Source organism: Actinomycetospora sp. C-140 (genome assembly GCF_054796175.1).
This window is the reverse complement of the sequence record NZ_JBTWNF010000015.1, coordinates 36,543-49,536: the sequence shown is the minus strand read 5'-3', so window position 1 is coordinate 49,536 and position 12,994 is coordinate 36,543. Positions and strand designations below refer to the sequence as shown.

At 71.0% G+C, this 12,994-nt stretch carries 9 protein-coding genes and 1 tRNA gene; 3 read left to right on the top strand and 7 right to left on the bottom strand.

Annotation, left to right across the window (positions count from 1 at the left end):
- Positions 1-125 precede the first annotated feature (125 nt).
- The 5 genes from ACR9E3_RS22935 to ACR9E3_RS22915 all read right to left on the bottom strand — a co-directional run bounded on the left by ACR9E3_RS22935 (position 126) and on the right by ACR9E3_RS22915 (position 7,024).
- Positions 126-3,671: an arabinosyltransferase domain-containing protein gene (locus ACR9E3_RS22935; RefSeq protein WP_460382888.1), complete on the bottom strand. Its 3,546-nt coding sequence runs from the start codon at positions 3,669-3,671 to the stop codon at positions 126-128.
- A gap of 71 nt (positions 3,672-3,742) precedes the next feature.
- Complete coding sequence (glfT1, locus tag ACR9E3_RS22930; protein ID WP_460382887.1) at positions 3,743-4,654, bottom strand: galactofuranosyltransferase GlfT1; 912 nt, start codon at positions 4,652-4,654, stop codon at positions 3,743-3,745.
- Positions 4,651-5,445 (bottom strand): galactan export ABC transporter ATP-binding subunit Wzt/RfbE, encoded by a 795-nt coding sequence (gene wzt / locus ACR9E3_RS22925; RefSeq protein ID WP_460382886.1) that lies wholly within the window; start codon positions 5,443-5,445, stop codon positions 4,651-4,653. Before wzt ends, glfT1 begins: the two co-directional genes overlap by 4 nt.
- Before the next feature lie 2 nt (positions 5,446-5,447).
- A complete protein-coding gene (gene wzm, locus ACR9E3_RS22920; protein ID WP_460382884.1) occupies positions 5,448-6,383 on the bottom strand; it encodes a galactan export ABC transporter permease subunit Wzm/RfbD in 936 nt (311 codons plus the stop codon).
- Between the two features lie 68 nt (positions 6,384-6,451).
- Positions 6,452-7,024, bottom strand: coding sequence for a bacterial proteasome activator family protein (locus tag ACR9E3_RS22915; protein WP_460382883.1), 573 nt, complete (start codon positions 7,022-7,024; stop codon positions 6,452-6,454).
- Between the two features lie 100 nt (positions 7,025-7,124).
- On the opposite strand from ACR9E3_RS22915, the gene ACR9E3_RS22910 reads away from it, so the two are divergent.
- Positions 7,125-8,342, top strand: a complete 1,218-nt coding sequence (locus tag ACR9E3_RS22910) for a cysteine desulfurase-like protein (RefSeq protein ID WP_460382882.1) — start codon at positions 7,125-7,127, stop codon at positions 8,340-8,342.
- 313 nt (positions 8,343-8,655) lie between these two features.
- Here ACR9E3_RS22910 and ACR9E3_RS22905 read toward each other — a convergent pair whose 3' ends face one another.
- Complete coding sequence (locus tag ACR9E3_RS22905) at positions 8,656-9,666, bottom strand: NAD(P)H-quinone oxidoreductase (protein ID WP_460382880.1); 1,011 nt, start codon at positions 9,664-9,666, stop codon at positions 8,656-8,658.
- Between the two features lie 78 nt (positions 9,667-9,744).
- Here ACR9E3_RS22905 and ACR9E3_RS22900 point away from each other — a divergent pair, with 78 nt between their 5' ends.
- Positions 9,745-10,212: a MarR family winged helix-turn-helix transcriptional regulator gene (locus tag ACR9E3_RS22900; protein ID WP_285652934.1), complete on the top strand. Its 468-nt coding sequence runs from the start codon at positions 9,745-9,747 to the stop codon at positions 10,210-10,212.
- Between the two features lie 20 nt (positions 10,213-10,232).
- Positions 10,233-10,317 (top strand) — tRNA-Ser (locus ACR9E3_RS22895).
- 1,464 nt (positions 10,318-11,781) lie between these two features.
- On the opposite strand, the gene ACR9E3_RS22890 is transcribed toward ACR9E3_RS22895, so the two are convergent.
- On the bottom strand, positions 11,782-12,993 hold the full coding sequence (locus ACR9E3_RS22890) for a tyrosine-type recombinase/integrase (RefSeq protein WP_460382879.1): 1,212 nt from the start codon (positions 12,991-12,993) through the stop codon (positions 11,782-11,784).
- Between the last annotated feature and the right edge of the window lies 1 nt (position 12,994).

Below are 12,994 nucleotides of genomic sequence, written 5' to 3'. Positions count from 1 at the left end.
CGCCGACCCGCGCAGCCGCGATCGACCCGGTGCGCGCCCCGCCCGCCCCCTGCTCCGTGATCAACGGGGACTTCGCGCGCCTAGAAGCAGCGAACAGCGCGTTCGCTGCAAACACCCGCGAGCCGTCAGCGCGAGGGCGAGGGCGTGCCCGGAGGCGGGTCACCGATGGGGCCCGGCGTGTCGTTCCCCCACACCGTCCGCTGCCCGTGCTGCACGGTCGGGGCGGCGGCGTCGGGGGTGTAGGGGTCGAGGCGCTCGACGATGCCCCAGTCGCGCCAGGGCTGGCCCGCGAGGTAGGTGGGCAGTTCGGTGCGCCGTTCCAGGATCTCGATCCACCCGAGCGGCCCGCCGGCGTTGGCCGACGACCAGTTCACGCCCCCGGGACGCAGCTGGCTCGCGTCGGCGATGAGGCGGTAGCGGGCGACCTCGGCGATGCCGTCGCGGGCGTCGAAGGGGCGCAGGCACGGGCTCGCGAACTGCACGGGCCACTCGAGGTAGCCCGGGTTCTCCGGCCCGAGGATCTGCGTCAGCGGCACGAGCTGGGGCCCGCGCATGGGCGCGATCGCGAGCCAGCCGTCCGGGACGGGCGCCCGGTCCTGCGCGATCAGCCGCACCTCGTCGGCCTGGGCGCCGATGCCCCCGGCGAGGTTGAGCCGGATCTCGCGCCAGCCCGGCTCGCCGGCGCGGCCGTCGTCCACGGGCTGCTGGCCGAGGACGCGCAGGCGGCCGTCGGGGAGGCGGTCGGCGTACTGGATCTGCAGGAAGTTGCCGCCGTTGAGGCGCCCGGCGACGGTGAGCACGAGCGGCGTGGTGCCGCGGCGCAGGTCGTCGTTGAGCGAGTACCAGTCGGTGCGCAGGACCCCGGTGTTGGTGCCGGACGGGTCGTACGACCCGAGCGCCTGGTCGGCGAGGCCGTTGCGCAGCGAGTACTCGAAGCCCGACACGCCGGTGCCGCCCCCGACCGGCGGGCTGGCGCCGGCCAGGGAGAAGCCGGCGTTGCCCGGCGTCAGGTCGACGAGCTGGGCGTCCGGTGCCGAGGCCGGGATCGTGTTCGGGGGCAGCGGGGCCGGGCTCGGCGACGTCGCCGCCCCGGGCGCGCCGGAGGTGGTGGTCGGCGGGGTGGTGGTCGTCGTGCCGCCGCCGTCGGCGCCGGTGGTGCTCGATCCACCGGCGGCGCCGGTGCCCGTCGTCGGTGCGGTCGTCGGGGTGGCCGGGGCGACGGTGGGCAGCACGCCGGGCGCCGAGGGCGCCTGTCCGGTCGCGGCGGGTGCGACGGGCAGGACGCCGGCCTGGGTGGAGCCCTCGACGCGCACGGCGTCGGCCAGGCCGCAGGAGCCGCCGAAGGGGTGCTCGAGGACGTCGCCGCCGAGGGAGAAGCTGCCGGCCTGGGCCTCGATGCCGTCGGTCATCGAGATCATCTCGAAGACCAGGAGCGCGGCGCACACCAGCGCGATCGGTGCCGAGCCGACCCGTAGCGCCCGGGCACGGCGCTCGACGCTCGACCCGCCGCGGGTGCGCCGGAGCTTGCCGATCGCCTCCTTCGGCGGGGCCAGCACGGCCCCGACCGCGGCCGAGGCGGCCGAGGGCTTCGCCGGCTCCTCGGGCTCGGGGCCGCGGGGCACGCCGCGGACGTGCTCGATCCCGGCGAGGATCAGCAGGATCACCGAGACGGCGAGGCACAGCGAGTACACCGGCAGGGGCTCGGAGAGCAGCCCGACGAACGGCCAGCCGTCCCAGAACGGCGGGCTGCTGTTGAATGGCACGCCCCAGTTGTTCGTGTACCACCAGGTGTTCGGGCCGGTGCACGCCAGCGCGAGCGTGCCGAACAGCGCGGCGAGGAAGAGCAGCCGGTTGCGGCGCGAGCGCAGGACGTCCGAGGACGTCGCGAGGGCGGTCAGCGCGGCCATGCCGGCGCCGAGCGCGGCGAAGGCGCCGAAGTGGTGGGTCCACTTGGTGGGGGTCAGCGCGAGCACCACGAACGCGAGGACCGAGGAGCCGATGAGCCGCTGCGCCGGTCCGAGGGCGGCGCCGGCGATCTTGTCGCGGCGCAGCAGCACGACGATGCACACCGCGATGCCCAGCATCAGCAGCAGGACCGGGAACCGGCGTTCCAGCGAGCCGTCGGCCGCGGTGCCGAACAGCGACTGGTAGCGCACGAACTCCTGGAACCAGCTCCAGTTCGGGCCGAGCAGCGTGCGCAGGCGGGTCGCCTCCCAGATGGCGGCCCAGGTCTGGTCGGCGTAGATCGCGACGAGCACGAGCAGGCCGGCCGCGGTGACCGGCGCGAGCACGGCGAGCCACCCGCTGAAGCGGACCCGCTCGACCACGAGGCGCCACAGCGGGCGCGCGGCGGCGAGGAACGGCGCGACGGCGATGAAGCCGGTCGGCGTGGCCGCGACCGCGAACGCCGCGGTGAGCAGGCCCAGCGCCACCGGGGCCAGCCGTCGCGTGGCGACCCCGCGCTCCACCGCGCAGAACGCCAGCAGCGCCGAGATCACGACGACGGGCTCGGGACGCAGACCGTTGTTGTAGGGCAACCAGAACGCGAGGAACACCATCGCGGCGGCCCACGCGGCCGCCTTCGACCGCCGGACCTGCTGGCCGAGGCGTGGCAGCAGCTCGCGGCTGATGAGCAGCCACGACACGATCCCCATGGCGACCGAGGGCACGCGTAGCCACAGCACCGAGTCGTCGATGCGGATCCACTGGGCGTAGAGCTCGTAGAACCAGCCGAACGGTGCCTCGGGGACGCTGAACCACCGGTAGTAGTTGCCGATGTAGCCCAGCGACTCGCGGGCTCGCGCGATCCCGAGGATGTAGCCGTCGTCGGAGGTCTGACTGCCGATCACCGCCCACACGGCGAGCACCGCCGTGACGACGGCGTCCCGGCCCGTCGGCCACCACCACCCCCGCGGCGCCAGCCGCGGCGCGCGGCGTCCGGCGCGCACGTCGAGGGCGTGCAGGGCCCACACCCCGCCGATCACCGCGAGCACCGCGAGGATGCCGGCGAGGACCTTCAACGTGGTCGGCGTCGTCTGGAACCGCGTGTCCGGGGTGATGGACACCGAGACGCCGCTGACGTCGTCGCGGCCCTGGTCGAGGTCGGAGTAGATGCCCACGACCTGCGGGCGGGCGTCGAACGGGACCCGGATCTCCTGGCCGATCCCGAGGTCGATGAGCGTCGAGCCGGCGTCGGAGACGATCCGCACCGTGCAGTCGCCCGGCGGCACCGTCGCGTTGGCGAACTGCTGGCCGCGGTCGTTGAGCACCAGCTGGCCGTTCTGCACCGTCAGGCGCATGCCGACCTGCGGGCCGTCGGGCGACAGCGGCGGGTAGCTGGAGAAGACCGTCGCGGCCGGGCCGGTGCGCGCGTCGAGATCCTGGATGGCGCGGCACGGCACCGTCACCGACATCGTCTCGGGCCGGTAGGCCACCAGCGGGGCGTCCACCGGACGGGTGCCGGTGGTCGCGCTCGGCCACGTGATCGTCGCGGTGTCCTGGACGACCGGCAGGAACGGGAAGAGCAGCGCGAGCGCCGTGCCGAGCAGGCCGAGACCCACCGCGAGCAGGCGCAACCATCGCGGACCGCGCGTCGGCCGACCCCCGTCGGGGGTCTCGGAGACGTCGTGACCCGGGTCCGCCGGGCCCACCGTCTGTTCCGACGTCAGCACGCGGCGAGGCTAGTCCGGGCGCCGGAGGGCGCCGTGAGGTGGCTGGGGGATCTCGTCATGACGGGAGGGCCTCAGCGGCGCAGGAAGCGCTCGCGCCGGCCGAGGCGGACCAGGGACAGCCACTCGCGCAGGCCCGCGGGGTCGCGGCGCGAGACGAGGAAGTACCAGGCGAAGCGCAGGTGCTCGATGGCGCCGAACTTGCGCAGGCCCGGCTGGGCGAGCAGGTACCCCCGGTTGCGGTAGGTGTAGTAGCGCTTGGTGGCGTCGCCCGGGTCCTGGGCGTGGAGCCGGCCCCCGAGCATCGGCTTGAACTCGGCGGAGCCGTCGGGGTGCAGGTACGCGGTGGTCAGGCAGATGCCGTAGGGCAGGCCGGAGCGGGCGAGCCTGCGGTGCAGCTCGACCTCGTCGCCGCGGACGAAGAGCCGCAGGTCCGGGACCCCGATGACGTCGAGCGTGGAGGCGCGGAAGAGCGCCCCGTTGAACAGGTGCGCGATCCCGGGCAGGAGGTCCCCTTCAGCACCGTCGGAGTACGCGTCGAGCTCGCTGCGCCGTCTCATCCAGTGCAGGCCCTGGCGCAGCGGGAACGCCAGCCGGTCCGGGTCGTCGATGTCGGCGATGACCGGGGAGACCTCGGCGAGGCCGCGCCGGCGGGCGACGTCGAGCAGGGTCGCGAGGACGTGCTCGTCGACCGGCCGCCCGTCGTCGTCGGCGAGCCAGAGCCAGTCGGTCCCGCGGGCGAGGGCGGTGAGCATGCCCAGCGCGTAGCCCCCGGCGCCGCCGAGGTTGTGGTGCGACGGCAGGTACGTCACGGGCAGCCCGCAGTTCTCGACGACCTCCCGCGTCGCGTCGTCGGGGCCGTTGTCGACGACGACGAGGTGGTCCGGCCTGCGGGTCTGTTTCGCGATCACCGCGAGCCCGTCGACCAGCAGGTCGGCCCGCTGCCGCGTGACGACGACGGCGGTGACGGTCTCGGTGTCCGTCATCCCGCGTTCGCCCGCTCGAGGCGCTCGAGCGTCTCCTTGCTGAGGTTCTCGAACACGTCGCGGCCCTTGTAGTGGCTCACGACGTCGCGCAGCGAGCCCTGCTCGCGGATGACGCCGCCGTCCATCCAGATCGCGGTGTCGCAGAGCTCGACGAGGAACTCGTCGGAGTGCGAGGCGAACACGAGCATCCCGGAGCGGCCGACGAGGTCGCGCAGGCGGTCGCGGGCCTTCTCGAGGAAGGCGGCGTCCACGGCCCCGATCCCCTCGTCGAGGATGAGGATCTCGGGGTCGATCGAGGTGACGACGCCCAGCGCGAGGCGCACGCGCATGCCGGTGGAGTAGGTGCGCAGCGGCATGTTGAGGTAGTCGCCGAGCTCGGTGAAGTCGGCGATCTCGTCGACCCGGCGCTCCATCTCGCGGCGGCTCATGCCGAGGAAGAGGCCGCGGATGAGGATGTTCTCGTAGCCCGAGATCTCCGGGTCCATGCCGACGGCGAGGTCGAAGACGGGGGCCACCCGGCCCCGGATGCTCGCGCGGCCGCGCGTCGGCTCGTAGATACCGGCGAGCAGGCGCAGCAGCGTCGACTTGCCCGCGCCGTTGTGCCCGACGAGACCGACGCGGTCGCCCTGGTGCAGCGACAGGTCGACGTCGCGCAGAGCCTCCACGACCGGGACCTTCTGCTCGCTGATCCGTCCCCCGGCGCGCCCGAGGACCGACTTCTTCAGCGACCTGTTCTTGGCGTCGAAGATCGGGAACTCGACGCACGCCCCTCGGACGTCGATGCTGACCATGCCTACACCCAGTACGCGACGCGGGAGCGGTAGTTGCGCAGCGCCAGGAGCGCGAGCGACCAGCCGATGACGGTGATGGCGCCGCAGACCGCCCAGTGCGTCCAGCTCTGCACCTGGCCCACGAGCGGCGCCCGGAAGATCTCGATGAAGTGGTAGAAGGGGTTCAGCTTCGCGAGGAACTCGATGATGGCCTTCGGGCTGCCGGGCGCCCCGCCGGTGAGCAGGTCGGTGGTCCAGATGATCGGCGTCATCGTGAAGAACAGCTGCATGAAGCTGCCGACCACCGGCGGGATGTCGCGGAACCGCGCCGAGATGATCCCGAACAGCAGCGTCACCCACAGGCCGTTGACCACGATCAGCACGAAGGCCGGGATCGCCAGCAGCGCCCACCAGCTCAGGCCGGGGTGAACGATCGCGTCCGGCTTCGTGACCATCGTGTACGGGTCCTCGAGCTGGCGGAAGAAGATCGCGATCACGACGACGTAGACGACGACGTTGTGCGCGAAGAACAGGATCTGCCGCCAGACCGTGCGGAAGACGTAGATCATCAGCGGGGCCGGCAGGAAGCGGATGAGGCCCTCGTTGGCGATGAAGGTCTCGGTGCCCTCCAGCACGCACGCGCTGATGAAGTACCAGATCATGAAGCCGACGGTCACGTACGGCATGAACGTGCCGATGGGCTGACCGAACAGCTGGGAGTAGAGGCCACCCAGCGCCGCCGCGGTCACCGCCATGCTGATCGTGATCCACAGCGGGCCGATCACCGAGCGGCGGTAGCGCTGCTTGATGTCCTGCCAGCCGAGGTGGCCCCAGAGCTCGCGCTGGGCCAGGGCGGCGCGGATGTCGCCGAACGCGCGTCCCCAGCTGCGCGGGGAGGGCGCGAACTCTTCGGGCGCCGAGTCATCGGCGTCCTGGCGCGCGAGTGCGGGGACAGCCACGACCGGTGAGCGTACCTGCGCCGGGGGTGGGTCCCCGTGCCCCGGCTCGCCGGTCGCCGGAGGTGTCCTCAGAGGTACTGGCCCGTCGCCCCGGCACCGCTCGGCTGGCCGGACGAGCCCGAGGGCAGGCCCCGACGCATCTGTTCGAGCTGGACGCGTGCGGCCATCTGCTGGGCGACGAGCGCGGTCTGGATGCCGTGGAACAGGCCCTCGAGCCAGCCGACGAGCTGCGCCTGCGCGATCCGCAGCTCCCCCGTGGACGGGGGCTCGTCGGCGGTGAACGGCTCGATGAGCCGGTTCAGCTCGTCGCGCAGCTCCGGGGCGAGCGCGGTCTCGAGCTCGCGCAGGGAGGAGGCGTGGATCTCGCGGAGGCGCCCGCGGCTGGCGTCGTCGAGGTCGGTGCCGCGGACCTCCTCGAGCAACTGCTTGATCATCATGCCGATGCGCATGACCTTCGCGGGCTCCTCGACGGCCCCGGAGAGGTCCTCGCCGCGGTCCTCGGCGACCTCGCCGGAGGCGTCCTCCCCGCCCGGGACGCGGACGGTGCCGACCGGCTGGCCGTCGGGCCCGACCACCATGACCTGGTCGCCGGGGCCGGGCGACGAGGACGTGTTCGGCGATTCCTCACTCATGCCGTCCATCCTCCACCCGGCGGCACGTGGCGCCCGCCCGGCGCCCGTCGGTGTCTGCTGGGCTGACCGGCGTCGCTGCTGCGTGGAGCGCTCCGTACCCTCCGAGGGCATGACGTTCGACGTCGCTCGGGTCCGCGGCCTGGTGCCGGCCCTGGGTGACGGGTGGGCGCACCTCGACGGTCCGACGGGGATGCAGGTCCCCGAGCAGGTGGCCACGGCGGTGTCGTCGGCCCTGCGGGCGCCGGTCTCCCGGCCCGGCGGGGTCTTCCCGGCCTCCCAGCGCGGCGGTGCCATCGTCGAGGCCGCGCGCCGCGCGGTGGCCGACCTCGTGGGCGCCGACCCCAAGGGTGTCGTCCTCGGCCCCGGCCCCGCCCCGCTGCTCGAGCGCCTCGCCGACGCCCTGGGTACCGACTGGGACCTCGGCGACGAGGTCGTCGTCTCGCGGCTGGACGACGCCGCCAACGTCGCCCCCTGGGAGAGGGCCGCGCAGCGCGCCGGCGGGCGGCTGCGCACCGCCGAGATCGACGTCGAGACCTGCGAGCTGCCGAGCTGGCAGTTCGACGAGCTGCTCGGCGACCGCACGCGCGCCGTCGCCGTCACGGCCGCCTGCCCCGCCATCGGCGTGCGCACCGAGGTCGCGGCCATCGCCCGCAAGGTGCACGCCCTGCCCTCGCGTCCGTCCGCGATCGACCCGCTGCTCGTCGTCGACGCCACCGCCGCCGCGCCCTACCTGCCGCTCGACCTCGACACGATGGGCGCCGACGTCCTCGTGCTCTCGGCGTCGGCGTGGGGTGGGCCGCCGGTCGGCGCGCTCGTCTTCCGCACCCCGGACCTGCTCGACCGCCTCCCCGCCGCCTCACTGGACCCCTCGGCGCGCGGTCCCGAGCGCCTCGAGGTCGGGGACGCGCCGTGGGCCCTGCTCGCCGGGCTCGTCGCGTCGGTCGACTACCTCGCCGACCTCGACGACACCGCCGACGGCCCGCGCCGCGACCGCGTGCTCACCTCCATGAGCTCGGTGCGCAGCCACCAGGACGAGCTCACCGACTACCTCGTCTCCGAGCTGCGCTTCCTGCCCGGGGTGATGGTGATCGGCGAGCCGCCCCGCCGGATCCCGGTCGTCGCCTTCACGGTCGCGGGGCGCACGGCGCGCGAGGTCGCCGAACGCGTCGCGGAGCACGGGGTCTGCGTGGTCACCGACACCGGCGACTCGGGCGCTCTCGAGGTCCTCGGCGGCGCCGAGGTCGGCGGCGTCGTGCGCGTGGGCCTGGCGCACTACTCGACACGCAACGAGATCGACACGCTCGTGAGCGCCCTCGCCCGGCTGTAGCGGCAGGCGCCGGGGCAGCGCCGGTGTGGCGCCGGGGCCCGGGGTCGGCGTGTTCGAGCAATGCGGCTTTCCTGGCGTCTGACGCCAGGATCGCCACACGCTCGCCGTCCCGACACGCCGGGGACGCGCGACGCCCGGGCCGCGCTCGGAGATCAGGAGCGCGATGTCCACCTCGTGGGACCACTCGCGGTGCCTGACGCGCTCCTGATCTCCCGGGGTTCGTGGGCGACGGGGGCGCCGCTGGAGATCACGAGCGCACCGTCCACCTCCTGGGGCCGCCGGAGGTGCCCGACGCGCTCCTGATCTCCTCAGATCAGCTCCCGAGCAGCCCGTCCTCGTCCCGCACGACGAGCACGAGCTTGCCGACGACGCCGCCGGCGTCGAGCAGCTCGTGGGCGCGGGAGGCCTCGGCGACGGGCAGGTAGCCGTGCACGATGGGCTTCACGAGGCCCTCGCCGACGAGCGGCCAGAGGCCCTCGCGGACCGCGGTGACGATGGCGCCCTTGCCGTCCGGGCCCTCGACCTCGCGGGCCCGCAGCGTCGTCGCCCCCACCGAGAGCCGCCGGGGGAGCAGGGAGGCGAGGTTGATCTCGGCCTTGGCGCCGCCCATCAGCCCGATGATCACCAGGCGCCCGCCGACGGCGAGGCTGGCGATGTTCGCCTTGAGCATCGACGCGCCCATGTTGTCGAGGATGACGTCGACGCCGCGGTCGTCGGTGGCCTTGCCGACCTCGGCGGGCAGGTCGTCGTGGTAGTCGATGGCGACGTCCGCGCCCAGGTCGAGGCATGTCTGGAGACGCTCCGGCGAACCGGCGGTCGCGAGGACGCGGGCGCCGAGCGCCTTGCCGACCTGGATCGCGTGGGTCCCGATCCCGCCCGAGCCGCCGTGCACGAGCAGCGTCTCGCCGGAGCCCAGGTGCCCCGTCATGGCGAGGTTCGACCAGACCGTGCACGCGACCTCGGGGAACCCGCCCGCGTCGGTCAGCGTCAGTCCCGGCGGGACCGGCAGGAGCTGGGCCGCGGGCACGGCGACCTTCTCGGCGTAGCCGCCGCCGGCCAGCAGCGCGCACACCGTGTCGCCGACGCTCCAGCTGCTGACACCGGACCCCAGCGCCGCGATCCGCCCCGAGCACTCGAGGCCGGGGATCTCCGAGGCGCCCGGGGGCGGCGGGTAGTTGCCCTGCCGCTGCATCACATCGGCGCGGTTCACCGCCGACGCGACGACGTCGACGACGACCTCGCCGGGCCCCGGCTCAGGATCGGGGTGCTCCACCCACCGGAGGACCTCGGGGCCGCCGAACTCGCTGATGTCGATCGCATACACGGGCCGTGACGCTATCGGCGAACACGGCGCGCCGCCGCATCCCGTACCCCCGGTACGGGATGGCAGTACGGTGGGGGGATGGGGGAGCAGGAGCCACGCTGGCTCGACTCCGGCGAGTGGCACGCGTGGCGCAACTACATCGCGGGCCAGGCGCTGCTGGCCGGCCGCCTCAACCGGGAGCTGTCCGATCGGCACGGCCTCTCGCTGGCCGACTACGAGATCCTCGTGCGGCTCTCGGAGCAGCCGGACCACCGGATGCGGATGAGTCTGCTCGCCGAGGAGGTCGTGGCCTCGAAGTCGCGACTCTCGCACCAGGTGTCGCGCCTCGAGAACGACGACCTCGTGCGCCGCGAGCTCTGCCCGTCCGACGGTCGCGGCGTGTTCGCCGTGCTCACCGCCCACGGCTTCGACGTGCTCCAGCGCGCGGCGCCCGACCACCTCGAGGGCGTCCGCGCCCACTTCGTCGACCTCCTCGACGACCACGAGCGCAAGGTCATCGGTGACGTCTTCGAGCGCGTCGCGACCAAGCTGCGCGCCGACTCCTGACCGGCCCTACGCTGGCCCGCGGAAGCGTGGCAGAGCGGCCGATTGCATCCGCCTTGAAAGCGGACGTACCGAGAGGTACCGGGGGTTCGAATCCCCCCGCTTCCGCTGCTCTGGCCTGCAGATGAGTCCGTGACTGTGGGGGCTGCCTGGCGCGGAGCCACCCACCTTGGTCTCAATTGCGGTCTCAGTGCTTGGTGCCCTGGCTAGGGCAGCGCGGCACGCGGTCGCCCTGCTAGGCGCGCGACTGGAAGGTTGGATGCGCCTCGATCCGTTGGCCGACTACCCTTAGCCGAGACTTGACCTCGGAGCGGCCCGCAATGAGCTTCATCAGATTCAAACTCCCTTCTTCGCTTCGCTTTCGTCGGAAGCATACGGTGCGCTCGAGACTTCTTGAAGACCCTGAGGTCCAACGTAAGCTTAAGGGCCGAAATTGCTACGCAGCCAATTGGATTTATGTTCGGCGGATCGCTGAGTCGTTAGAGCCTCGTCCTCCGATGGAACTGCTCCGCGCTGGGTTCTTCCATTCCTGTCGAATCGTAAGCACCCAGGAGGAACCGACGATCAGGAGTACCGCATCGAGCCCGGCGCGCCTCGTTACCTTGTACATGTTGCTCGTCGGACTCCTACTTTTTGTAGCTATAGTCGTTATTCCGGCAGGTACCTTCGCTGTCAATGAGAGACAGCTCGACCTGTTCTTCTTCTTGCTTGTGGTCATGTCGGTAGCCCTTGTTGCGGGCGTAAACTTCATTCACCTCTCAAGCATGAACAGTTTCAGAGCGCTGACGCTACTTAACGGCGCGCTGATCCTAACAACAGCTTTGAGCCTAGCGGGACTGAGTAGCGGCGCAGAGGCGAGTCCCCTGGCTCTTTTGAGCGGAGCTGCCCTCACCCTGGTGACGCTCGCACTCACGATCGCGGCCTGCCTGCGTCGACCATTCATACGATTCCGATACTTAGGACTCGGCGGTATCTCGCGCCGAGACGCGGTACTAGGCGAGGCTATTGAGTTGACCTTCACGGCGCTCGACTACTTTCAACACTTTCGAGGGCGTATGCCAAGTCCAAGCGAGACCAGGACGTTCTGTCGCATCGTACGGGAACTAAGTCTCGCCGTAGAGGAGGGTCTCTACAACGCCTACCGCCCCTTAACGGGAAGAGAGGCGCAGGTGTTGCGGCAGCATATGCGCCAATGTGGCGCAGCAATTAGAGGGCTTCAGGCCGAGGTCGTACTAGGCAAAGGGGACTCGTTGCATATCGCAAGAGAGCGGCTTAGCATGCTGCTTACCGGTCTCCTCATTCGTCGTTTCGGCTACTTTCCTTCGTTTGACATTCAGTCTCCGCCATCACTGATGGAGTGTTGCGTTAGAATACTCGTCGGCTTGTTCCCTAGTTTGATCATCGTACCCCTCTTATTACTTCTTCCGAGCCTTCCTTCTTGGGCGTCCACTATGGCGGGCGTTCTGTCTGTGGTCTGGTTTATAGCCGCGATCTTGCCCCTTGTGGACGACGACCACGAATCCACGTTACGACGCTATAATCTTCTACGCACTGGTTTGCCAACCGACGCCGTTAAGTAGGCTGCCAGAGCAACCTGCCAATTCTTGTCGCCACCTGACGCTGCACCTCTCCAGTCACGTGTTGGTATCGCTGTGCCATCCCCGTATAGGACCACCCCATCATGTCCATCACGGCTCGTTCGGGGACACCCAGAAGAAGTAGAAGCGTAGCCGCCGTGTGCCGTGCATCATGAAGCCGTGCGTCTCGAACGCCAGCCTCCCGGAGCAGCGCCTTCCAATGGTTGTGGTCCGTTCTTGGATTGATCGGCTGCCCATTCGGTTGGGCAAAGACCCAGCCGCCTTCCTTCCACAGGTCGGCGGCTTTGGCTCGTTCAACATCCTGGGCTTCGCGGTGTCGGCGGAGGAGGTCCACAACGGGATCAGGCAGACCGATGCCGCGCCGGCCAGCACGAGACTTCGTTTCCACGGTGACGAGGCCGCCCGTCCTCGACGGACACTCCCGCGCGCGGTGCCGCCCACACGAGCCGCCGCAGCCGTGGCGCCACGGATATCGCTGGAGGGCCCGCCTCACGCGCAGCGTTCCTGCGTCGAGGTCGAGGTCCGGCCATTGCAGCCCAAGAGCCTCGCCCTTGCGAAGACCGAGTGAGAGGGCGACCACCCAGCGCGCCCCGTTCCGCTGCTGTTCGGCCGTCGCCAGGACGCGGCGGGCCTCGTCGACCGTGAATGGCTCGATCTCCTCTTCGGTGAGACGAGGCGCCTTCGCGAGCTCCACCGGGTTCTTGACGATGTGACCCCTGCGCACTGCCTCGTTGAGCGCAGTTCGGAGTGTCCGGTGTGCCTGGTGCACCGTGCCCGGCTTGAGCCCGGAGGCAGCCATCTTGGCGTAGAGCTTCTCGATGTGCTCGGCCCCGAGTCGGGCGAGGCGGTGGCTGCCGAGTCCCGGCGTCAGATGCCGATAGACCGCCGTCCGATAGCCTGTCAGGGTCGATTGCCGAATGGTCGCGCTGATGATGTTTTCGACCCAGTGCTCCAGCCACCCGCCGACCGTCCAACGTTGTCCGGGCCGCGTGAGCGTGCCAGAGGCGCGATCACGTTCCAGCTTCTTGACCTTGGCGGTGACGTCCTTCTGGGTGCGCGCCCGGACGTGGCGGCGGTCCGGCTTCCCGTCGTCCCGCACACCCATGGTCACGCGGCCGTGCCACCAGCCGTCGTTGCCGAGATACACCGACGATCGCCCGTTGGCGGCGCGCGTTCGCTCTCCCATG

Coding starts and splice junctions, on each gene's coding strand:
- ACR9E3_RS22910 (WP_460382882.1), top strand. CDS start 7,125: ATGACGTTCGACGTCGCTCGGGTCCGCGGCCTGGTGCCGGCCCTGGGT.
- glfT1 (WP_460382887.1), bottom strand. CDS start 4,654: ATGACGGACACCGAGACCGTCACCGCCGTCGTCGTCACGCGGCAGCGG.
- ACR9E3_RS22890 (WP_460382879.1), bottom strand. CDS start 12,993: ATGGGAGAGCGAACGCGCGCCGCCAACGGGCGATCGTCGGTGTATCTC.
- ACR9E3_RS22900 (WP_285652934.1), top strand. CDS start 9,745: ATGGGGGAGCAGGAGCCACGCTGGCTCGACTCCGGCGAGTGGCACGCG.
- ACR9E3_RS22915 (WP_460382883.1), bottom strand. CDS start 7,024: ATGGACGGCATGAGTGAGGAATCGCCGAACACGTCCTCGTCGCCCGGC.
- wzt (WP_460382886.1), bottom strand. CDS start 5,445: ATGGTCAGCATCGACGTCCGAGGGGCGTGCGTCGAGTTCCCGATCTTC.